Annotated in this window: 21 protein-coding genes; 12 read left to right on the forward strand and 9 right to left on the reverse strand. The window is 75.2% G+C overall.

Annotated features, from left to right (window positions below; genetic code table 11):
* Positions 1 to 19: 19 nt before the first annotated feature.
* Together ACFYOV_RS16540 and ACFYOV_RS16545 are read left to right on the forward strand one after the other, a co-directional pair.
* On the forward strand, positions 20 to 745 hold the full coding sequence (locus ACFYOV_RS16540) for a class I SAM-dependent methyltransferase (protein WP_389088136.1): 726 nt from the start codon (positions 20 to 22) through the stop codon (positions 743 to 745).
* Complete coding sequence (locus ACFYOV_RS16545) at positions 742 to 2,292, forward strand: FAD-dependent oxidoreductase (protein ID WP_389088138.1); 1,551 nt, start codon at positions 742 to 744, stop codon at positions 2,290 to 2,292. Before ACFYOV_RS16540 ends, ACFYOV_RS16545 begins: the two co-directional genes overlap by 4 nt.
* Here the strand turns inward: ACFYOV_RS16545 and ACFYOV_RS16550 are convergent.
* From ACFYOV_RS16550 to ACFYOV_RS16580, 7 genes are all read right to left on the reverse strand, one after another.
* A complete protein-coding gene (locus ACFYOV_RS16550; protein WP_389088141.1) occupies positions 2,285 to 3,367 on the reverse strand; it encodes a B12-binding domain-containing protein in 1,083 nt (360 codons plus the stop codon). The two genes, ACFYOV_RS16545 and ACFYOV_RS16550, sit on opposite strands and share 8 nt — an antisense overlap.
* Positions 3,364 to 5,109 (reverse strand): SpoIIE family protein phosphatase, encoded by a 1,746-nt coding sequence (locus tag ACFYOV_RS16555; protein WP_389088143.1) that lies wholly within the window; start codon positions 5,107 to 5,109, stop codon positions 3,364 to 3,366. The genes ACFYOV_RS16550 and ACFYOV_RS16555 overlap by 4 nt, the downstream gene beginning before the upstream one ends.
* A 149-nt stretch (positions 5,110 to 5,258) precedes the next feature.
* Positions 5,259 to 5,939: an adenosylcobinamide amidohydrolase gene (locus ACFYOV_RS16560; protein WP_389088146.1), complete on the reverse strand. Its 681-nt coding sequence runs from the start codon at positions 5,937 to 5,939 to the stop codon at positions 5,259 to 5,261.
* 94 nt (positions 5,940 to 6,033) lie between these two features.
* On the reverse strand, positions 6,034 to 6,456 hold the full coding sequence (locus ACFYOV_RS16565; RefSeq protein WP_389088148.1) for an ATP-binding protein: 423 nt from the start codon (positions 6,454 to 6,456) through the stop codon (positions 6,034 to 6,036).
* Between the two features lie 79 nt (positions 6,457 to 6,535).
* The gene (locus tag ACFYOV_RS16570) at positions 6,536 to 6,685 is read right to left on the reverse strand and encodes a hypothetical protein (protein WP_389088151.1); all 150 of its coding nucleotides are present in this window, start codon (positions 6,683 to 6,685) and stop codon (positions 6,536 to 6,538) included.
* 172 nt (positions 6,686 to 6,857) lie between these two features.
* A complete protein-coding gene (locus ACFYOV_RS16575) occupies positions 6,858 to 7,937 on the reverse strand; it encodes a DUF6745 domain-containing protein (protein ID WP_389088154.1) in 1,080 nt (359 codons plus the stop codon).
* A gap of 56 nt (positions 7,938 to 7,993) precedes the next feature.
* Positions 7,994 to 8,320: a hypothetical protein gene (locus ACFYOV_RS16580; protein ID WP_389088156.1), complete on the reverse strand. Its 327-nt coding sequence runs from the start codon at positions 8,318 to 8,320 to the stop codon at positions 7,994 to 7,996.
* 217 nt (positions 8,321 to 8,537) lie between these two features.
* Between ACFYOV_RS16580 and ACFYOV_RS16585 the strand changes: the two genes are divergently transcribed.
* The 8 genes from ACFYOV_RS16585 to pgm all read left to right on the forward strand — a co-directional run bounded on the left by ACFYOV_RS16585 (position 8,538) and on the right by pgm (position 17,246).
* A complete protein-coding gene (locus ACFYOV_RS16585) occupies positions 8,538 to 9,494 on the forward strand; it encodes an STM4015 family protein (protein ID WP_389088158.1) in 957 nt (318 codons plus the stop codon).
* Positions 9,495 to 9,497: 3 nt separating this feature from the next.
* Positions 9,498 to 10,448 (forward strand): STM4015 family protein, encoded by a 951-nt coding sequence (locus ACFYOV_RS16590; protein WP_389088161.1) that lies wholly within the window; start codon positions 9,498 to 9,500, stop codon positions 10,446 to 10,448.
* 28 nt (positions 10,449 to 10,476) lie between these two features.
* The gene (locus tag ACFYOV_RS16595; protein WP_389088163.1) at positions 10,477 to 11,718 is read left to right on the forward strand and encodes an STM4014 family protein; all 1,242 of its coding nucleotides are present in this window, start codon (positions 10,477 to 10,479) and stop codon (positions 11,716 to 11,718) included.
* A 97-nt stretch (positions 11,719 to 11,815) separates the two neighbouring features.
* Complete coding sequence (locus ACFYOV_RS16600) at positions 11,816 to 12,637, forward strand: STM4013/SEN3800 family hydrolase (protein ID WP_389088737.1); 822 nt, start codon at positions 11,816 to 11,818, stop codon at positions 12,635 to 12,637.
* On the forward strand, positions 12,634 to 14,010 hold the full coding sequence (locus ACFYOV_RS16605) for an STM4012 family radical SAM protein (RefSeq protein ID WP_389088166.1): 1,377 nt from the start codon (positions 12,634 to 12,636) through the stop codon (positions 14,008 to 14,010). The genes ACFYOV_RS16600 and ACFYOV_RS16605 overlap by 4 nt, the downstream gene beginning before the upstream one ends.
* 10 nt (positions 14,011 to 14,020) lie before the next feature.
* Complete coding sequence (locus ACFYOV_RS16610; RefSeq protein ID WP_389088168.1) at positions 14,021 to 14,869, forward strand: STM4011 family radical SAM protein; 849 nt, start codon at positions 14,021 to 14,023, stop codon at positions 14,867 to 14,869.
* Between the two features lie 52 nt (positions 14,870 to 14,921).
* Positions 14,922 to 15,350: a hypothetical protein gene (locus ACFYOV_RS16615; protein ID WP_389088171.1), complete on the forward strand. Its 429-nt coding sequence runs from the start codon at positions 14,922 to 14,924 to the stop codon at positions 15,348 to 15,350.
* Between the two features lie 255 nt (positions 15,351 to 15,605).
* Positions 15,606 to 17,246 (forward strand): phosphoglucomutase (alpha-D-glucose-1,6-bisphosphate-dependent), encoded by a 1,641-nt coding sequence (gene pgm, locus ACFYOV_RS16620; RefSeq protein WP_389088173.1) that lies wholly within the window; start codon positions 15,606 to 15,608, stop codon positions 17,244 to 17,246.
* A 123-nt stretch (positions 17,247 to 17,369) separates the two neighbouring features.
* Here pgm and ACFYOV_RS16625 read toward each other — a convergent pair whose 3' ends face one another.
* Positions 17,370 to 17,897, reverse strand: a complete 528-nt coding sequence (locus ACFYOV_RS16625; RefSeq protein ID WP_389088176.1) for a hypothetical protein — start codon at positions 17,895 to 17,897, stop codon at positions 17,370 to 17,372.
* Positions 17,898 to 18,997: 1,100 nt separating this feature from the next.
* On the opposite strand from ACFYOV_RS16625, the gene ACFYOV_RS16630 reads away from it, so the two are divergent.
* On the forward strand, positions 18,998 to 19,432 hold the full coding sequence (locus ACFYOV_RS16630) for a cupin domain-containing protein (RefSeq protein WP_389088178.1): 435 nt from the start codon (positions 18,998 to 19,000) through the stop codon (positions 19,430 to 19,432).
* Here ACFYOV_RS16630 and ACFYOV_RS16635 read toward each other — a convergent pair.
* Positions 19,423 to 20,181, reverse strand: a complete 759-nt coding sequence (locus tag ACFYOV_RS16635; protein ID WP_389088181.1) for a hypothetical protein — start codon at positions 20,179 to 20,181, stop codon at positions 19,423 to 19,425. The two genes, ACFYOV_RS16630 and ACFYOV_RS16635, sit on opposite strands and share 10 nt — an antisense overlap.
* Positions 20,182 to 20,336: 155 nt before the next feature.
* On the opposite strand from ACFYOV_RS16635, the gene ACFYOV_RS16640 reads away from it, so the two are divergent.
* Positions 20,337 to 21,131: a L,D-transpeptidase family protein gene (locus tag ACFYOV_RS16640; protein WP_389088183.1), complete on the forward strand. Its 795-nt coding sequence runs from the start codon at positions 20,337 to 20,339 to the stop codon at positions 21,129 to 21,131.
* The last annotated feature ends 194 nt before the right edge of the window (positions 21,132 to 21,325 follow it).

The raw sequence follows: 21,325 nt of genomic DNA on the forward strand, positions 1-21,325 counted from the left end.
TTCGGCCCCGGGAGCCCGCATGACCCTGCTGCGCGACGAGGAACTCGCCGCCGCCTTCGACCACGCCGCCCGCCGTTACGACGCCCTGGTCGCCGCCAACCCCGGCTACCACGCGCAACTGCGCCGCTCGGTGCGCCGGCTCGGCCTGCCCCGGCGGGGCGAGGGGCTGCGCGTGCTGGACCTGGGCTGCGGCACCGGCGCCTCGACGGCCGCGCTCGCCGCGGCACTGCCCGGTGCGCGGATCACCGCGGTGGACGCCTCCGCGGGCATGCTGGAGCGGGCCGCCGCCAAGTCCTGGCCGCCCGGCGTGACCTTCGCCCGCGCCCGGGCCGAGGGCCTGGCGGAGGCCGGGGTACGCGGCCCGTTCGACGCGGTGTTCGCCGCCTACCTCCTGCGCAACGTGTCCGACCCCGACGCCGTGCTCGCCGAGGTGCGCGGCGCGCTGGCCCCGGGCGGACGGCTCGCCGTGCACGAGTACACCCTCGGCGGGCGCCCGGTGGACCGTGCCGTGTGGACGCTGGTGTGCCGGGGCCTCGTCCAGCCCGTGGCCACCGTGCTCGGCGACGGCGAGCTGTACCGCCACCTGGGGCGCAGCGTCGTCCGGTTCGACACCGCCGGCCGCTTCGCGGAGCGGCTGCGCGCCGCCGGCTACGAGCACGTCCGCGTGCTGCCGATGCCCGGGTGGCAGACCGGCATCACCCACACGTTCGTCGCCCGCCGCCCGGCGGCGGAGGCCGCGCGATGACCCCCGCCCGCCGTGGCCGGGACCGCCGGGCCCGGCTGCTGCCGCCCCCTCCCGGCGCCCCGCGCATCGAAGGCGCCCGCCCCACCACCGCCGTCGTCGGGGGCGGTATCGCCGGACTGGCAGCCGCGACAGCCCTCGCCGAACGTGGAGCGGCGGTGACGCTGTACGAGTCCGAACCCTTCCTCGGCGGCCGGGCCGGAGGATGGCCGATCGGTCTCGGCGACGGCACCGCGGCGACGATGAGCCGCGGCTTCCACGCCTTCTTCCGGCAGTACTACAACCTCCGGGGACTGCTGCGCCGCACCGATCCCGGCCTGGAACGGCTGACCGCCCTGCCCGACTACCCGCTGCACCACGCCGACGGACAGCGTGACAGCTTCCGGCGCGTCCCGCGCACCCCGCCCTGGAGCGCGCTCGGCTTCGTCGCCCTCAGTCCCTCCTTCGGCCTGCGCGACCTGCGCGGCATGAACCCGGCCGCCGCCCTGCCCCTGCTCGACGTCCGCGTCCCCGGGGTCTACGCGACGCTCGACCACGTCAGCGCCCACGACTTCCTCGACGCCGTCCGCTTCCCGCCGGGCGCGCGGCACCTGGCGTTCGAGGTGTTCTCCCGCAGCTTCTTCGCCGACCCGCGGCACCTGTCGGCAGCCGAGATGGCGCTGATGTTCCACATCTACTTCCTGGGTTCCTCCGAGGGCCTGCTGTTCGACGTGCCCCGCGCGCCCTTCCCGGCTGCCCTGTGGGAACCGCTCGCCGCCTACCTGGCCGGGCACGGGGCCGAGATCCGCACCTCCACCCCCGTCGAGCACGTGGCGCCCACCGCGGACGGCGGGCACACCGTCGCCACCGCCGAGGGGGAGCGGCGTCACGACACCGTCGTCCTCGCCCTCGACACAGGAGGACTGCGCGGCCTCGTCGCCCGCTCCCAGCAACTCGGCGACGCCCCGTGGCGGGACCGCGTCGCCCGGCTGCGCACCGCGCCGCCGTTCCTCGTCAGCCGCCTGTGGCTGGACCGGCCGGTCGCCCCCGACCGGCCCGCGTTCCTCGGCACCGGCGGCTACGGCACCCTCGACAACATCAGCGTGCTGGAACGCTACGAGGACGAGGCGGCCCGGTGGGCGGCGCGCACCGGCGGCTCCGTCGTCGAACTCCACGCCTACGCGGTGCCCGCGGAGGCGTCCCGCGACGCCGAGCAGCGGCGCCTCGTCGGCCAGTTGCACCGCGTCTACCCCGAGACGCGCACGGCCACGGTCGTCGACGCCCGGCACGTGTGGCGGTCCGACTGCCCCCTGTTCGCCGTGGGGGGTCACGCCGATCGGCCGACCGTGCGCACACCGCACCCGGGACTGGTGCTGGCCGGCGACCTGGTGCGCACCGACCTGCCCGTGGCGCTGATGGAGCGCGCGGCGACGACCGGGTTCCTGGCCGCCAACGCCCTGCTGGAACGCTGGGGAGTGCGGGGCCAGACCCTGTGGACCGTCCCCGGCCGAGGACGCGCCGCGGTGCTGCGCGCCGCGGCACGGTGGGGGAGGGCGGCCTCGGTCACCTGAGGGCGGCAGCGCCGGGTGCGGGGCGGGAGGACAGCACGGCCGTGCCCTCGGCGACGATACCGAGGGCACGGGGGAAGTCGTGCAGTTGCCCGGCCAGGATGCCGAGTCCGGCGGTCAGGGACCGGGGCGGGACGCCGCGGGCCTCGAGAATGTCTGCCGTCCAGGTCAAGAACTCCGTGAACACCTCGGAGGCGTCCACGTACAGGGCGGTGGTCAGGAAGTCGACGATGTGGGAGACGTCCTCCGCGGTGCGCTCCCGTTGCGCCTCGTCGTAGTCGCGCACGGCCGGGAAGCGGTCCTCCAGCTCGCGCAGCACCTGCCGCACCAGCCGACCGCGGGACCGGACGACCGCCGTGTACTCCTGGTCGGCCAGGTGGGGCAGGTCGTCGAGCGCCTGGCGGCCCCCCGTCGGGGCCGGCCTCGGCAGGCCCGCCTCCAGCGCGGCCGCGGCGCCCCGGGCGTCCGCCGCCCACCGGTCCGCGCCCAGGGCACGCGCGAAGCGGCCGTCCCGGCCGAAGGCGCGGCCTCCGGCCAGGACGGGCACACCGATGGCCTGACAGGCGGTGATCGCCGCGTGCGCGGCGGGCAGATGGGTGGGGATCGACACGGACAGCAGGACGGCGTCCGAGTCGGTGTGGTGCTGATGGGCGATCAGGTGCGCGGTGGGGGTCTGGGCGCCCAGGTAGTCGACCCGCCAGCCCCGCAGCCGCAGCACCTCGGCGACCAGCCGGGCGGGGAAGGCGTGCCAGTCGCCGTCGACACAGGTCACCGTCACCCGACCGCGGCAGGCGGCCCCGGACCCGGCCGCGTCCGGGCGGTGGGCCAGGGCGGCGATCACCCGCTCGTTGATCGCGGTGGCGGCGTGCTCCTGCGCGACACTGATCCGCGCGGCGGCCCACTCGGCGCCGACCTTCTTCTGCACCGCGGCGACGACGCCGAGCAGCAGGCTCTCCTCGTCCCACCCGGCCTCGAGGCCGGTCCTGACGACGTCGACGGCGCCGTACTCGTCGCTTGCGATCACCGCCTGCCACAGCCGGTCGCGCAGGACGGTCACGGGGAGGAGGTCCCGGGTCATCCGGCGCTCCCCGGATCGGATTCCGCGTTCCCCGAATCGGATTCCGCGTTCCCCAAAACGGCGTCCACGTTCCCAGGAACGGCGTCCACGTTCCCCGGAACGGCGTCCACGCGCCGCCGGCGCGCGGACGGGCCGGGCCTGGGCGCGCCGATTGCGACCGTGGCCATGTCGTCGTGCCGGTCGGAGCCGAGCCACTGGGCGGCGAGCATCTGCACTCGTTCGACGACCGCGTCGCCGGGCAGGCCACCGCACTCCCTCAGCGCCTGACGGAGGCGGTGTTCGCCGAAAAGTTCGTCGCCCAGTGGCCCGCCGCGTGCCTCGGTGATGCCGTCGGTGTACAGCAGGCAGGTCTCGCCGGGAGCGAGCACCACCTCGGCCGTGTGCACGGTCACCGAGGGCAGCGCACCGACCAGGGTGCCGTGCGTGGGCACCTCCTCGACCGTGCCGTCGGCGCGCACGACGAGCGGCGGCAGGTGACCCGCGCTGGTCAGGCGCAGCCGCACGCGCTCGTCCTCCCACAGGACGGAAGCCAGCACCAGGGTGACGAAGCGGTTCTGGTGGGAGCTGAGCAGCGCACCGTTGAGGAGGTTGAGGACGTGCGCGTGGTCCGCGGCCAGCGGTAGCAGTGCCTGGAGGGTGTTGCGGATCTTGCCGGTGAGCACCGCCGCCTCCAGCCCCTTGCCCGCCACGTCGCCCAGCACGACCAGCGTCTCCTCGGTGGGGCCGGATCCGGGGTGCACGTCGTAGAAGTCCCCGCCGACCCGCTCATGGTCCTGGGCAGGGCGGTAGCGGCCCGCGTACTCGACCCCGTGCACGCTCGCCAGTTCCGGAGGCAGCAGGTCGCGCATCAGCGTGGCGGTGATCGCGGCCTGCTCGCTGTACAGGCGCGCCGCCGACAGTGCGGCCCCCGCGCGGGCGGCGAAGAACCGGGCGAAGTCCTCCTCGTCCGGGGTGAAGACCTGCGCGGTGCCGGACCGGAGCAGGATCAGGGCGCCCGCCGGCACGCCGTGGCCCGGAAGCGGGGTGACGATCACGGAGCCGACCGGCCCGGCGAAGCCTTCCGGGATCACCCAGTCCGGGAGGTCGCCCGGGTTGATCCAGCGCGCGGGCACCGGCGGGAAGCCCCGCAGGGCCTCGGCCAGTCCGGGGACGTCGCGGGGGTCGATCCGCCGCGTCTCCCGGACGACGGGCCGGCCGCGCCGGGCGTGCGCCACAGGGTAGTGCCGGCCCGTGGGAGGGGCCACGAGCACGGCGGCCTCCGCGAGGTGCTCGGCCGCGAGGCGGGTGGCCACCTCGATGCAGCGGGGCACGTTCAGCGACGACAGGAGCGTGCTGGACACCGCGGCAAGGGTCTCGGCCCGTTCCCGGGCCCGGCGCAGCCCTGCCTCCGCCTCGACCCGGTCGGTGACGTCGACCAGCCACCACACCACGTCCCCGCCCGGGGGCACGGTGGGCCGGGCCTCGACGTGACGGTCACCGATCCTGCCCGTCGGCGTGACGGCCGGAGAGCGGTCTCCGGCCACGACGCGCCGGTGCGCCTCGGCCAGCCACCGCGGGACGGCACCCGGCGACGAAGGGCCCCCACGGCCGCGCAGCAGCAGCCGGGCGGCTGGATTGGCGTCGACGACGGCACCGCCCGGCCCAAGGACCAGCACGGGGTGGGGAGAGTCACCCCACGGCGTGCTCGTGCCGGGGGCGGCGCTGGGGCGGGGGCCGGCAGCTGAGCCGTGGGAAGAAAACACAACCGTAGGGCGCGCCGTGGCGCACCTGCCACCCTTCTGCCGGGAAAAACTGATGTACCCGGGCAACCGTCCCCTATTCGTCCCCACGAAGCAACCCGCCCCGGGGACCGCGACCGGCGTCCGGCGGGTGCGGCGGACGGGACGGCAGGTCAGGGGGCCGGCGTGGCGGTCGTCACGGCGGTGTGGACCGCCCTGGCCAGCCGGGCGCCCCACAACGACCTGGGACCGGCGAAGGCGTGCGCGCGTTCGCCCGCGCCCGCGACGCGGGCGGCGACGCACACGGCGTCGGTGGGGGTCCCGGAGCAGTCGTAGCCGGCGTCCAGGAGCGCCTGGACCTTCGCCTCGGTCACGGTCGCCACCGCGTTCACCAGCGCGGCGTCGGCCAGCGCCACGGGCACCGCGGCGACGATGTTGATCGTGCCGGGCGCCGGCGGGCCGTCCGCGCCCCCGGCGGGGGAGGCGGCCCAACCGCGCACGTCGACGCCCGAGGTGACCAGGGCCTCCGCGCCGCCGTCCCCGGCATGGGCGTACGCGCGGACGTCCGCGGCCGTCATCAGCCCCACTCCCGGCCCCCGCGCGCCCGCCGTGGCGGCGAGGGCGGCCAGGTGCCGGTCCGGGTCGGTGCGCCGGTAGCCGTGCGCCACCTGGGCGTTGAGCACCCAGGCCCGCTCGCCGATGCCTCCGCCCAGGACGGCGCTGCTGATCATCCGCCAGCCCGGACCCGGGGCCCACAGGAGCGCGTGCAGCCGTTCGCCGTCCTCGGCACGGCCCAGACGGCGCGGGCGCAGCAGTCCGTCGGCGGTGCGGGGCGGCGGGAGGACGGTGGTCACCGGGCGGCAGCTCCTGTCGGGCTCGGGGTGGGGGTCGGGGTCGGGGTCGGCCGATCGTATGCCGGGCCGACGGCCCCACCCGCACGGGGGCCGCTCAGTGCCGCCTCGCCTCCGTCTCCGGCCCCCGGAAGCAGGCGGTGACCGACTTGCCGTGGGGACAGGGGCGGATCTCCCACCGGTCGGCCAGGGCGTCGACGAGGAGCATGCCCCGTCCGCCGACGCTCTCGGAGTCCGGTTCGCGCGGGGCCGGGAGGGCGGAGGAGGTGTCGTGCACGGAGATGTGCAGGCAGCGCTGGTCCCAGGTCATGATCAGCTGGGCGTTGCTGTGGGCGTGCCTGTGCGCGTTGGTGACCAGCTCCGAGACAGTGAGCAGCACCGCGTCCGCGGTCTCGGGGGCGGTGGCGGTCCAGCCCAGCGCGTCGAGATGCGCACGCGCCCAGTCCCGGGCCGCCTTCACCTCGCTGTTCAGCGGCAGGGAGCGCGCCCAGCCCACGGCGCGCACCGACGTTCCGTCCATGGTGTCCTTCCCGGTCATGGCCGCGCGGCCCGGTCGTGTCCGGACGCCGGGCCGCGCGGCAGGGGAGCGATGGGGGTGATCAGCGGTGACCGCCGCGGAACCTGCCCAGCAGGCGCTGGGCCTGGGCGCGGCGCCGGGGGTCGGCCGCGGCCCGCCGCACCTGCTCGGTGGTGCGCCGTCCCTGCGGGCTCCTGGCGAACTGCTTGATGCGTTCCATCATGGTCGGCATGGGGGCTCCTTTCCGCGGTGTCCGCGTTGTCCTTGCCGTACACCGGCTACCCGCGACAGGCCGACTCAGCCGTGCCGGATGCGGCCCCGCGGCGCGCATCGGCCGCGGCTCCGCCGGACGGACGACCGCACGCCGGGTCCGGGCGGCCCGGTGGGGCCCGCCCGGTGGCCCCTCAGGTCTCCGCGAGCGGCACGTACACCTCCGTCCCCAACCCGAACGTCCAGGCCACACCCTCCCGGGCCGTCGCGGTCGCGGGTGGCACGCGCAGCCAGTACGTGCGGTGGGTGCCGTCCGGCTCCGGTGTGGAGTTGACGACCTCCACCATGACGACCGGCTCGTCGCCGTCGAGGTCGATGCGCCACAGGATGCCGGTCGCGTCCCGGTGGACGGGCCGCGCCCCGGACTCGGACAGGTAGCGGTCGTAGCCGTAGTACTCGAGCATCACCCGGCGCAGCTCGGCGTTCTCCTCGGCCCGGATGCGCTCCGGGGTGAGCGTGCGCAGTTCGTCCAGGAAGGCGTGCGGCACCGGCATCCCGCGCCAGGCGCACAGGGCGAAGCCGTCGGGGAAGGCGAGGGCGGGACCCTCGCCGTGATCGAGCCGGCCCGCCTCGTCCCGGTGCAGGGCCACCGGGCGTTCGCACACCACGGCCACCTTCTCGAACGGCCACCACCAGCCGGCGCCTGCGCACACCCGGGCCAGACCGTCCAGCGGCGACCCGTCGGTGCCCAGTGCCGCGAGCCACGGTGCGTCGTGCTGCCCCAGCAGCGCGTCCAGCAGGATCAGCCGCACCTCGGTGCGGGCCGCCGGGTCGTCGCCGGCGAGGTCGTCCAGCACACCGTCACGGATGCGGTCGACCAGGGCCTGCGTCGAGTCCCACAGCGCCCCACCGGTCGCCGACCAGTGCCGGGACCAGCCCGCTGCCCCCAACTCCGCGTGTCTACGGCGTCGTTCGGCCGCCCATGGCGCGGTGCGCACCGCGTCGCGCACGCTCGGCCCGAAGTCCGTGCCCTGCCGCACCAGCGTCACGCCCTCGCGCGGCGACCCGGCCCAGACCACCCGCTCCGGCTCCGGCAGCCCGGCGCGCCGGTAGGCCAGCCGTATGCCCGCCTCGGCAGCCGCGCGGTCGGCGGGTACCGCGGCCAGGGACCACTCGCGCCACCGCCGCAGCCCGTCCGTGCCGCCCGCGTCCGCCTCGCCGTCGCCGTCGCCGCTGGTGGTGAGCGCCGTCGTCTCCTGATGCGTGCTCGTCATCGTCGAAGTCCCCCTGTCCGTGCTTCGTCCGTCTCTCCTCCCGGCCCGCCCCGACCTCAGTCGGCCACCAGCCGGACGGAACCGGGGACGTACTCCCGTTGACGTATCACCCGGTACCAGCCCTTCGGCAGCGCGATCGGCGCGTGCTCCTCGTGGACGACCCGTCCGCCCTCCGGCAGATGCAGCAGCAGCGGACCGTACGGCCCGGGCTCGCGGACGAGCTCGCCCCGGCCGACCACCGCGTGCGCGTGCCCGGTGACCTCCCCCAGCGCCAGCACCAGCCGCCCCCGCGCGTCCCGCGGCTCCTTGGGCGCGTCCGGGACGTGCGCGGGCACGGCCTCCTGCGCGACGGGCACGATCAGAACGTCTCCCTGCCGGTACACGGCTCTCCCCTCCTCCTCGGCGCACCCTGCGCCGAAGCCATGCCGGGACAGTACGAGCCCCCACTGACAACGGACCGTCACCCGCCCCGCCGCGGAGGGCTGTCGGTGGCTGTTGGTAGAACTGCTGCACGGATCGCCGGCCGGCCCGCACCACGCCCTCGCGGCGGTCCGGTCCGTGCCCCGTCCACCTCCCCGTCGCACGTCAGGAGCAGCCCGTATGACCATCGGTGGCCACCTCGAGAAGCTGTACGGCCTGCCCGCCTTCACCTTCCCCGGGCCCGACGTGACCACGGAACTGCCCGCGGCCGACGCCGTGGCCTGGCGGATCACGAGCGACGTCTACGACGCCGACGAGGAGTGGCAGGCGGCCTTCGCCCGCTTCCGCTCCGCCGTCGACACCACGCGGGTCCGCGCCCTGATCGTCGGCGCCTGGCAGGAGGCGTACGACCGCGACCCCTCCGCCGTCGTCGAGGCGCTGCTCGCGGCCCGCGACCGGCTGCCGGCCCTCCGGGCACTGTTCCTCGGGGACATGGTGTTCGAGGAGTGCGAGATCTCCTGGATCAACCAGACGGACGTCACACCGCTGCTCGCCGGCTTCCCCGCCCTCGAGGAGTTCGGTGTGCGCGGCGGCCAGGGCCTGGAGTTCCCCGCCCTGCGCCACGACGTGCTGCGCAGCCTGACGGTGGAGACCGGCGGCCTTCCGGTGGGAGTCGTCCGCGGCATCGGCGCCAGCGAACTGCCCGCCCTGGAGCGTCTCGACCTGTGGCTGGGCACATCGTGGTACGGCGCCGACAGCGAGGCCGCCGACCTGGAGCCGATCCTGTCCGGTGCCCGGCTGCCGCGCCTGCGCCACCTGGCGCTGCGCAACAGCGAGATCCAGGACGAGGTCGCGGCGGCCGTGGCGTCCGCGCCGGTCGTCGCCCGCCTGGAGGCGCTGGACCTGTCCATGGGCACCCTCGGCGACGAGGGCGCGGCCGCCCTGCTCGCCGGGCAGCCGCTCACCCACCTCAAGTCCCTGGACCTGCACCACCACTACATCAGCGAGCCGATGCAGCAGCGCATACGCGAGACCCTCGAACCGGCGGGCGTCGAGGTCGACCTCGACCCGGACGACGCCGAGTCGGACGAGGACGAGGACGGCACCGTCCAGCGCTACGTGTCAGTGGGGGAGTAGCACATGAGGTACTACCCGTCGCACCTGACGCGCTTCCACGACCTCCCGGTGCACGACTTCCACGCCCCCGGGGACGGCCCCGCTCCGCAGTTGCCCGCGCCCGCCTCGGTCGCCTGGAGGCTCACCGCCGAATGGGAGGTCCCGTTCGAGCAGGTGTGGAGCCGTTTCCTGTCCGACGTGCGCACCGAGGAGGTCACCGCCCTGGTCGTCGGCGCCTGGTGGGAGGAGTGGGACGAGCACGGCATCAACCCCGTCCTCGACCTGCTCACCGCCGAGGCACACCGTCTCCCCCGGCTCCGGGCCCTCTTCCTCGCGGACGTCGAGTCCGAGGAGACGGAGATCTCGTGGATCAGGCAGGGTGACGCGGGCCGGGTGCTGCGGGTCTGGCCCGGCCTGCGCGAGCTCGGTCTGCGCGGCGCCGAGGACCTGGTCCTCGAGCCGCTGCGGCACACGGAGCTGCGCACGCTGCGCATCGAGTCCGGCGGCCTGCCGCCCGCACCGGTGCGCGCCCTTGCCGCCTGCGACCTCCCCGCCCTGCGTCGGCTGGAGCTGTGGCTGGGCACCGCCTGGTACGGCGGCGACTGCACCGCTGCCGATGTCCGCACCCTCGTGGCCTCACTGGGGACGTGCCCGGAACTGCGCCACCTGGGCCTGCGCAACAGCGACATCCAGGACGACATCGCCGCGGTGGTGTCCGCCGCGCCCGTGGTCGCGGGGCTGGAGTCCCTCGACCTGAGCATGGGCGTCCTGAGCGACGAGGGGGGCGCCGCCCTGCTGACGGGCCAGCCGCTCACCCATCTGCGGTCGCTCGACCTCGGGCACCACTTCATGAGCGAGGAGATGACCGACCGCCTGCGTGAGGCACTGGAGCCGCACGGAGTGAGCCTCACCCTCACCCCCGCGCGCCGCCGCGGCCATCGTCCGGAGCAGCGGTATGTCGCGGTCGGCGAATGACCCGCGACGCCGGGCGGGGGACCCGCCGATGACGGGCACGTCCGCACCTGCCGCCGGTGTTTCCGCACCCGCCGCCGGTGTTCCCGGACCCGCTGTCCCCGGGCCCGGCACGGGCCCGCGTTTCGCCGTCGTGGGCAACCCCGGCAACCGCCGGGTCGCGCTCTTCGCCGACGCCGTGCGCGCCGCGGGCCTGGCCGCGCCGCGGGTCGTGCCCTGGGAGCGGGTCCTGCGGGACGGCGGAGCCGGCTTCGCCCCCGACGAGGTGGTCCGGCTCGACTCGCCCGGTGAGAACCCGGAGGTGGACCGGATCCTGCGCGGCGTGCACGACCCCACCCGGGTGGAGGGCTCGGCCGGCTGGTACACGCGGTTCCTGACCGCGGTACGCGGCCTGCGCGGCGGCGTCCGCCTCGACGACATCGGCGACCTGGCCGTCCTGTTCGACAAGCGGCGCTGTCACGCCGCCCTCGCCGCCGCCGACGTGCCCGTTCCCCGGTCGCCCACCTCCGGCCCCGGTGCCGCGGAGGTGACCGGCTGGGACGACGTACGCGCCCTGATGCGGGAGCACCGCATGCCGCGGCTCTTCGTCAAGCCGGCGCACGGCTCCTCGGCATCCGGCGTGCTCGCCGTCGAGGCGTCCGGCAGCGGCCGCGTCAGAGCCACCACGTCGGTCGAACTCGCACCGGACGGACGGCTGTTCAATTCCCTCTCGGTACGCCGCTACGAAACCGAGCGGGACATCGCCGCCGTCGTGGACGCGCTGGCCCCCGACAGTCTGCACCTGGAGCGCTGGCTGCCCAAGGCGTCCCAGCACGGCCGCGTCGCCGACCTGAGGGTCGTCGTCGTGGCCGGCCGCGCCACCCATGCGGTGGTGCGCACCAGCACCTCCCCGCTCACCAACCTCCACCTCGGCGGCAGCCGCGGCGACCTCGGTGCGGTCCGGGACGCCGTGGAGTCGGCCGGTGGCCGCTGGGCCGACGTCCTCGCCGTGTGCGAGCGCGCGGCGGCCTGCTTCCCGCGCACCCTGTGCGTCGGCGTCGACCTGCTCCCGGCCGTCGGCTGGCGCCGGTTCGCCGTCGGCGAGGTCAATGCCTTCGGCGATCTGCTGCCCCGCCTCACCGGGCTGCCCGGCAGCGGCGCGGAGGGCCTCGACACCTACGCGGCGCAGGTCGCGGCGGTGCTGCGCGGCACCACCCCCGGCGCACCACACCAGCGCCGGAAGCCCCACCGGAAAGCCCAGCACAGAACGGGAACCACCCATGCCAGCGCCTGAACCGAGCCCCGCGCTCGCGCCCCACGACGACCCGCACGGGAGTGCCGCCCCGCGCCGGGCGGATCCGCCGGGCACCGGCACGTCGGCCCCGCTCGACATGAACGAGGTCGTCGGCACCCACGACATCCTGCTCGTCACCCTCGACACCCTGCGCCACGACGTCGCCGCCGAACTCGCCGCCGCCGGCCGCATCCCCCACCTCGCCCGCCATCTGCCCGGCGGACGGTGGGAGAAGCGCCACGCGCCGGGCAGCTTCACCTACGCCTCGCACCAGGCGATCTTCGCCGGCTTCCTGCCCACACCCGCCGCGCCCGGCCCGCACCCGCGGCTGTTCGCGGCCCGCTTCGCCGGCAGCGAGACCACCGCCGAGCACACCTTCGTCCACGACACCCCGGACCTGGTCTCCGGCCTCGCGGCGGCGGGCTACCGCACCGTGTGCATAGGGGGGGTCGGCTTCTTCAACAAGCAGGCCCCGCTCGGCTCGGTGCTGCCCGGCCTGTTCCAGGAGTCCCACTGGGAGCCGGAGTTCGGTGTCGCCTCACCCACCTCCTTCGAGGCACAGGTGACCCGCGCCGAACAGGTCGTACGCGAACTCCCCCGGGAACAACGCCTGTTCCTCTTCGTCAACGTCGCCGCCCTGCACCAGCCCAACTGGTTCCACCTGCCAGGCGCCACCCGCGAGGACGGTGACACGCTCGCCACGCACGCCGCCGCCCTGGAGTACGTCGACCGGCACATCGGCCGTCTGTTCGCCGCCGCCCGCGCACGGCGCCGCTGCCTCGCCATCGTCTGCTCGGACCACGGCACCGCCTACGGCGACGACGGCTACACCGGCCACCGCATCGGCCACGAGTCCGTCTGGACCGTGCCCTACGCCCACTTCTTCCTGGACCCCGCCCCCGCCGAGGCCGCCCGATGACCACCGTCACCGGCCCGCGGCGCCGCTCCGACGGGGCGCGCCCGGCGAGCCCGTACCAGAGCTACGTCTACGCCTACCCGCACAAGACCGCCTACCGCAGACTCACCGACCGCCCCCGGCTGAGCACCCTGTGGGCCGCCGAGCCCAAGGACGCCCTCTCCCTCTACCTGCACATCCCGTTCTGCGAAGTGCGCTGCGGCTTCTGCAACCTGTTCACCCGCGTCGGCGCCCCGGACGGCCTGACCGGCGCCTACCTCGACGCCCTGGAGCGGCAGGCCACGGCCGTACGCCGGGCGCTGGGGGAGCGGGAACCGGTGCGGTTCGCCACCGCGGCCTTCGGCGGCGGCACCCCCACCTTCCTCACCGCCGCCGAACTGGAACGACTGTGCGACATCGCCGAGCACCGCATGGGCGCCGATCTGCGCGCGGTGCCGCTCTCGGTGGAGGCCTCGCCCGCGACGGCCACCGCCGACCGCCTTCAGGTCCTGGCCGCACGCGGCACCACCCGCCTGAGCCTCGGCGTGCAGAGCTTCGACGACACCGAGGCCCGCGCGGCCGTACGCCCGCAGCGCCGCGCAGACGTCGAGGCCGCGCTCGGCCGGGTCCGCGACGCCCGTATCCCCGTGCTCAACATCGACCTCATCTACGGCATCGACGGCCAGACGGACCGCAGCTGGCTGCGCTCGCTGGACGCGGCCCTGGCCTGGCACCCCGAGGAGCTCTACCTCTACCCGCTCTACGTACGCCCCCTGACCGGCCTCGGCCGCCGCGCCGGCGAGCACGACCCGGCCTGGGACGAGCAGCGGCTCGACCTGTACCGCCTGGGCCGGAACCACCTCCTCGCCCACGGGTACGAGCAGCAGTCCATGCGCATGTTCCGCCGCGCCGATGCCCCGCCCCAGGGCGCGGACGACTACGCCTGCCAGACCGACGGCATGATCGGCCTCGGCTGCGGCGCCCGCTCCTACACCGCCGCCGTGCACTACTCCTTCGACTACGCCGTCGGCATGCACGAGATCCGCGGCATCATCGACGACTACGTCTCCCGCCCGGCCGCCGACTTCGCGCACGCCGAGTACGGCCGCCGCATCGACACCGAAGAGGCCCGCCGCCGCCATCTGCTCCAGTCCCTGCTCCAGGCCGAGGGACTCGACGTCGCCGACTACCGCGCCCGCTTCGCCGGACGCACCCCCGCGGACGACTTCTCGGCGGAGCTGTCCCGGTTCGCCGACCGCGGCTGGCTCGAGGACTGCGGCCCGGACGCGGCGCGGCTGCGCCTGACCCCGGAGGGCCTGGCCCACTCCGACGCCGTCGGACCGGAACTGTTCTCCCCGGCCGTACGGGCCGCGATGGCCGCCTACGAGCGGAAGTGAGCCCGCCCCGATGGACCTGACCCTCCTCTACCGGGGCCCGCTGGCCTCGTGCGACTACGACTGCCCCTACTGCCCCTTCGCCAAGCGCCGCGACAGCAGGGAGCAGCTGAGCGCCGACCGCTCCTGCCTGGAGCGGTTCGCCGACTGGGCCACGGCCCAGGAGGACGACCGGCTCTCCCTGCTCTTCACCCCCTGGGGCGAGGGGCTGGTGCGCTCCTGGTACCGGCACACCCTGACCCGGCTGTCCCACCGGCCCCACATCCGGCGGGTGGCCATCCAGACCAACCTCAGCTGCCGCACCGACTGGCTGGCCGGCGCCGACCTCGACACCCTGGCCCTGTGGTGCACCTACCACCCCGGACAGACGCCCTACGAGCGCTTCCTGGCCAAGGCCCGTGAACTGGTCCGCCTGGGCGTCCGGTTCAGCGTAGGCATCGTCGGGATGCCCGCACACCTCGAACCGGCCCGGCGGCTGCGCGCCGAACTGCCCGGACACGTGTACCTGTGGATCAACGCCGCCGAGGGCCACGCGTACGACGACGCCGAGGCCGCCGTCTGGACCGAACTGGACCCGCTCTTCCCGTACAGCCGCCGACCCCACGCGAGCGCCGGGCTGCCGTGCCGCACCGGCGAGTCCGTGATCTCCGTCGACGGCGACGGCACGGTCCGCCGCTGCCACTTCGTCCGCACCGAACTCGGCAACCTCTACGACGGCACGTACCGCCGGGCCCTGCGCCCCCGCCCCTGCCCGCTGGCCGTCTGCGACTGCCACATCGGCTACGTCCACCTCGAAACCCTGCCGCTGTACGACGTGTTCGCGGGCGGCGTGCTGGAGCGGATCCCGGCGCGGGCCGGGTAGCTCGGGGGCGCGCACCGTGTTTGCCCCGGCGGGCCGGGGCAAGGCGGTGTCCATGAGCGAACAGAACAAGACCACGCAGCAGAAGAACGCATCCGCGCGGTCCACGGCCGCGAAGGCGCGGCAGGCCGCGGACAAGGCGACCGCTCCCGCCGGGCAGGCCGCGACGAGCGCCGCCGCCAAGGCGGATGATGCCACGTCAGCGGTCGGCTCCGGGGCCGGGCGCGCGGCCGCGGCGGCCGGAGGAGCCGTGCAGACCGCGGCCAAGGGCGTCGAGGCGGGCCGCCGCGCGGTCGTCGCCACGTCCGGTCAGGTCGCCGCCGGCGCCAAGACGGCCTGGACGGTCATCGTCAACCGCAAGCTGGTCGCCGCGGGCGCCGCCGCGGGCCTCACCGTCCTGAGCGCCGCCTCCTACGCGGTCGGCCGCCGCGCGGAACGCCGCACCCACGGCCCCCTCACCCGGATCACCGGCGGCCGCATCTGACCCGTGGGACCGGACCGGGCCGCCCCGGGCCGGTCCCGCGCGCGTTTCGCGTCGCGTCGCCCCTGACCGGGGCCCGGCCGCCCGGCTCAGGGCCGCGGCCCTTCCCGTACCCGGCGCACCGCGTCGGCCGTGACCCGGGCCGGTGACCGCGGCCGCTGCGCGAGCACCGGCCGGGACCCCACTCGCGCGGTGCCGTCCCGAAGAGGAAAGATGTCTCCGCAGGCGAAGATTCAACCCATGCGGAGGAGTGGGCACATGCAGCACGAGCGAGCGGGCGGTCCGGCCGGCCCCGAAGACCTCGTCGACGTCGCCCGGCTGGTCACGGCGTACTACGCGGTGCGACCGGACCCGGAGGATGCCGCACAGCGCGTCGCGTTCGGGACGTCGGGACACCGCGGCTCGTCCCTGGTGGGCGCCTTCAACGACGACCACATCGCCGCCACCAGCCAGGCGATCTGCGAGTACCGCGCCGAGCAGGGCACCGACGGCCCGCTCTTCCTCGGCGCCGACACCCATGCCCTGTCCGAGCCCGCCCGGGTCACCGCCCTGGAGGTGTTCGCGGCCAACGGCGTCACCGTGCTGATCGACGCCGCCGACGGCTACACCCCCACCCCGGCGGTCTCGCACGCCATCCTCACCCACAACCGGGGCCGCGCCACCGGTCTGGCGGACGGCGTCGTGGTGACCCCCTCCCACAACCCACCCGCGGACGGGGGGTTCAAGTACAACCCGCCGAGCGGCGGCCCCGCCGGCTCCGAGGCGACCACCTGGATCCAGGACCGGGCCAACGACATCATCCGGGCCGGCCTGAAGGACGTACGCCGCATCCCGTACGCCCGCGCCCTCGCCGCCCCCGGCACCGGCCGCCACGACTTCCTCGGCACGTACGTCGCCGACCTGCCGAGCGTGCTGGACCTGGACGCGATCCGCGCGGCCGGCGTGCGCATCGGCGCCGACCCGCTGGGCGGCGCCTCCGTCGCCTACTGGGGCAGGATCGCCGAAGAGCACCGCCTCGACCTCACCGTGGTCAACCCGCTCACCGACCCCACCTGGCGGTTCATGACCCTGGACTGGGACGGCAGGATCCGCATGGACTGCTCCTCGCCCCACGCCATGGCCTCCCTGATCGGGCAGCGCGACCGCTTCGACATCGCCACCGGCAACGACGCCGACGCCGACCGACACGGCATCGTCACCCCGGACGCCGGCCTGATGAATCCAAACCACTACCTCGCCACCGCGATCGGCTACCTCTACGCCCACCGCGAGCAGTGGCCCGCCGCGGCGGGCGTCGGCAAGACGCTGGTGTCCTCCGCGATGATCGACCGGGTCGCCGCCGACCTCGACCGCGCACTGGTCGAGGTGCCGGTCGGCTTCAAGTGGTTCGTGGACGGCCTGGTCGACGGTTCGCTCGGCTTCGGCGGTGAGGAGTCGGCCGGGGCCTCCTTCCTGCGCCGGGACGGCTCGGTGTGGACCACCGACAAGGACGGCATCATTTTGGCGCTGCTCGCCTCCGAGATCACCGCGGTCACCGGAAGGACGCCTTCGGAGCACTACGCCACGCTCACCTCCCGCTTCGGCGAGCCCGCCTACGAGCGGATCGACGCCCCGGCCACCCGGGAGGAGAAGGCCCGCCTCGCGAAGCTCTCGCCCGCTCAGGTCACCGCCGACACCCTCGCGGGGGAGCCGGTCACCGGGGTGCTCACCGAGGCCCCGGGCAACGGCGCGCCCATCGGCGGCATCAAGGTGACCACGGCCAGCGCCTGGTTCGCCGCCCGGCCCTCCGGCACCGAGGACGTCTACAAGATCTACGCCGAGTCCTTCCAGGGCCCCGACCACCTGCGCCGGGTGCAGGAGGAGGCCAAGGGCGTCGTCCTGTCGGCGCTCGGAGGCTGACGGGGACCCCGTGGGCGGACGACCCCGGGTCGCCCCGCGCTCGCGGCCGACCCGGACAGAACCCCTGCGGCCGGGCTCATTGCGCGGGCACGGACCGTGCGGCCGGTCCCGGCCGAAGGGCCCTCAGCCCGCCCGCACTTCGGACGCGGACGGTTCGGGGGAGGCGGGGCCGGAGGGGACGGACGTGGCCGTGGGCAACTCGGCCGGTGCCTCCTCCGACTGCTGGAGAACGGTGCCGGCGGGCCCCTCGTCACGCGTCCCCGCGCCGGTCGACAACTGGGACCAGGCGCCGAGGGCCAGGGCGATCGCGGCGGCCGTGCCGGCCACGCGGCCGACCCGCCGCAGCCGGGCACGGGCGTCGAGCTCGCGCCAGGACGGGCCCTCCCACGGGTCGTCCGGGCGCCACAGGTCACCGACCGCGTCGACGGCGTGGTCCCGCTCCGCGCGGTCGTCGCGGTCGCCGCCGCCCGTGCGCGGCGCCTGCGGCAGCGCACCCCGGGCCCGCTGGTGCGCGGAGGGTTCCCTGGGCGCGGAGGCCCGGATGGCGTGCTCGGTGTCCCCGAGGAAAAGCTGCCAGACATCGTCCGGCACGGACGGCGAGCCGTCCCGCCCCTGAGGCGTACCGCCGTCGTCCGGCCACTGCGCGGTCACGTCCGTCGTTTCCCTCCCGTGTGCGGGAGGGAGCCGACGACGATCACGGCTCACTCCCGGCAGGCACCCGCCAGGATGATGGCACAGCGCAAATCCGTTGGACCAGTGCCCCGGCCGGTCCCGCACGGCGTCCCCGGCCCGCGGTGAGCGCCCCCGCGCACGGCCCGCGACAGCCCGGTTTCCTGCGCCACACCACCCGCCCGTGCCACTCTGGTGCCGTCACCGACGCCGCGGCACACCAGGGAAGCGGCTGCCGCGGACCGGCGCCCCGGACCCTCGGTCCGGGGCGCCGCGCGGACCCGGTGCGACGGGCGCGGCACGACGGACACGCGCCCGGGCGTGAGAGAACCCGCTCGGAGCCGGGGACGACGGCGACGAGGTGACCCCGTGCGGTGCCGGCCGCGTCGCGACAGCTGATGGCCGTTCCGGCGCGGTCGTGGCCGCCGTGGAGGACCGCGGTACGACGCCGGCGCTTCCGGATGCCGGTGGCGTTCTCCGGCCGCGGCGCACCACCCTGGTCGCGTTCGCCGAGCAGCTCGCCGCCGCCCCGTGCGGCGCGACGCGCACGGTCGACCACTGCGATGCGTACGGCCGACCGCGATGCGCGTGGTCGACCGGCTGATCGCGGCCGGTTCGCCGACCGGGCCCACTCCCCGTCGGCCGCTGCGAGACGCTGCTGCCGGTGACGGTGGAGGGCCGACGTATCGTGCAGGACGCCACCGCCGCGGAGACAGCCGCGATCGCGGGGCGCCTCGCGCCGATGCGACGCGCCGGTCAGAGCACTCCTGCCGACGCAACGGCGGCGCCGATCACGGCGCTCACCCGTCCGACGAGGCCGGCGGCGAACCGCCCGCCCCCCGGAGGCCGGCGAAGCACAGGTGCGCACCCCCTCGGCCGGGCCGTGACCGCCGGTGCCGCGCACGGCACGTGCCGCCCGGGGCGCACGGATCTCGCCGGGGCAGCTGAGCACCCCGCCAGGGACGGCGGACCGCGCGGGCCGGGTCTGTTAGTTTCCCGTTCGGAGGGCGGTGCAGTGGATTCCGTCCCTCGCCGGCCGGTCCGCGACCGGCGGGCCCGTGGACTGGGGACGGTGACACCCGATGACGGCAGAAGACGGCGCCATTTTCCCGGCGGCGGCCGACGGCGACGCCCCGCTTCCGCGCGTCCTGTGCGACACGGACGCACTCGCGGCACTGGCCGACGCGCCCGCAGGTGCCCTGTGGCGACTCGAGGAGCCCGGCCGCCAACTCGACGCCAACGTGGTGCGCATCCCGCCGGGTCGGCGTGTCGACACCCACCGCGAGCCCGACCTCGACGTCGTGCTGCTCGTCCTCGCCGGGCACGGCACCCTGACCGCCCCCGACGGCACGCACCCGCTCCACCGGGGCAGCCTGACCTGGCTCCCGCACGGCTCCACGCGTGGCCTCGCCGCCGGCGACGACGGAATGACCTACCTGACCGTCCACCGCCGCCGCCCCGGGCTGCGGATCCAGCCCGCGCACGCGTCCGCGGAGCCGAGCCGGCGTCAGGACTGAGTCGCCTCCTCGTTCTCCGGGGACCGCTCGGTGCCGTCGGGAGCCGTGTAGAACACCGACGAGCCCTGCTTGGTGCGCTGGGCCTGGTTGCGGGCGACGAGACCCTCCAGGGTGCTGCGCACGACGGTGGTCTTGAAGGTGCGCCCCGAGTGGGCCTGTCCGAGTGCGGTGGCGACCTCCGCCGCGGAGCGGGGTTCGCTCTGCTCGGTCAGGTGCCGGCGGACGAGGTCGACCAGCGTGGGCCCCTCCACCTTCTGGCTCTGCGTCCCGGCCGCCTCCGGCTTCGCCGCTCGGCCCCCGACGCCCCTGGTCCCTTCCGGCGACGACTTGTCCGCGGACGGCTTCTCCGCGGACGGCTTCTCCCCCGACCGTCCGCCCGCCGTCCTGCGGGCCGTCGGCTTCCGGGCCGTGGAGCGCGCCGAGGTCGCCGTCTTCCGGCCGCGCTTCTGCTTGCCCGCACCCGACTTGGCGCCACTGTCTCCGCGCGGCGCCGGGACGGTCGCGCTCTCGGACACCGAGTCGTCCTCCGGCGTGCCGGCGGGCTCGGCGGGCGCCGGCGTGAGACCCAGCGCCTGCTGCATGTTCACCAGAACGGTGTGGTCGTGCTGCAGTACGGCCAGTTGACGCTGGAGCTCGGTGATCTCTGCGGAGACGCGCTCCTGTTCCTTGACGTTGCGCTCCAGGTCGTCGGCCACCTGGGCGGTGTACTGCGAGGTGAGATCCGTGGCGGCCGTCGTGCCTTCGGACATGGTGACGCCCCTTTCCTGCTTGCCGGTGGCCAGCCATGGTACGGCCGGACCGAGGAAGCGCTTCCCACCATGCACTGAGTGGGCAGATGGGGGACGTTGACCGACTCGCGCCGGAAACCGACGGGTTCCCGGCGGGTCGGCTACACGCTTACCGCATGGCTTCATCGAGCGAATGCCCGTACCGACGGGGTCTGCGCGTGCCGGCCGTCGCCCTGGTGCTGACGGTGGCCGTCCTCACCGGATGCGGGACGACCACTGACGGCACGGCGCGGCACACTACGGCAGCGGCCCCGGCGCAGGGCCCGTCCGGCACGGCCGGCACCGCACAGGGCAGGGCCGACACCCCGGCGGAGCCGAGCGCGCCCGCCCCGATCCCCGGCCTCGGCCCGCGCACGCTGGCCTGGATCCCGGTCGACACCCACCAGGTCCTCGTGGTGACCGGCCGGGCCAGGGACGCCAACCGCTCCGAGGCCGTGCTGTACCGGCGCACCGCGTCCGGGTGGCGGGAGGGCCCGCGATGGCCCGCCCGCAACGCCCGGAAGGGCTGGACCGACGAACACCGTCTGGGGGATCTCCGTTCACCCGTAGGAGTGTTCACGCTCAGCGACGCCGGGGGACTGCTGCCCGACCCCGGCACCCGGCTGCCGTACGACCACTCGTCGGGATTCACCATCACCGGCACCGGCTTCGAGGGGGAACCGCTCGCCGGGTCCTTCGACTACGTCGTGGCGATCGACTACAACCGGGTGCCGGGCACCTCCCCGCTCGACGGCACGCGCCCGCTCGGCGCGGACCGGGGCGGCGGCATCTGGTTGCACGTGGACCACCACGGCCCCACCGAGGGGTGCGTGAGCCTGGACCGGCGGCACATGAGGGAACTGCTGCGTGGGCTCGACCCCGGTCTGCACCCCGTGGTCGTCATGGGAGACGCCCAGTCACTGCTCAGGTGACGGGCGGGCCCTGACGGCCCGTCGAGTCGGGAGCGGGGGAGGGGCCCGCCACCGCCGTCAGGCATCAGGCGGTCCGCCTCCCGCGTGCCGGTGCGGGCGGTCCGCCTCCCGCGTGCCGGTACGGGTAGTGGCCGAAGCCGACCCCGGTGTCCAGCGGCTGCTCACCCAGAAGGTGCACGGCGAGCCCGATGTTG

Origin of the sequence: Streptomyces sp. NPDC005931 (assembly GCF_042871235.1) — a bacterium.
Classification (GTDB): Bacteria; Actinomycetota; Actinomycetes; order Streptomycetales; family Streptomycetaceae; genus Streptomyces.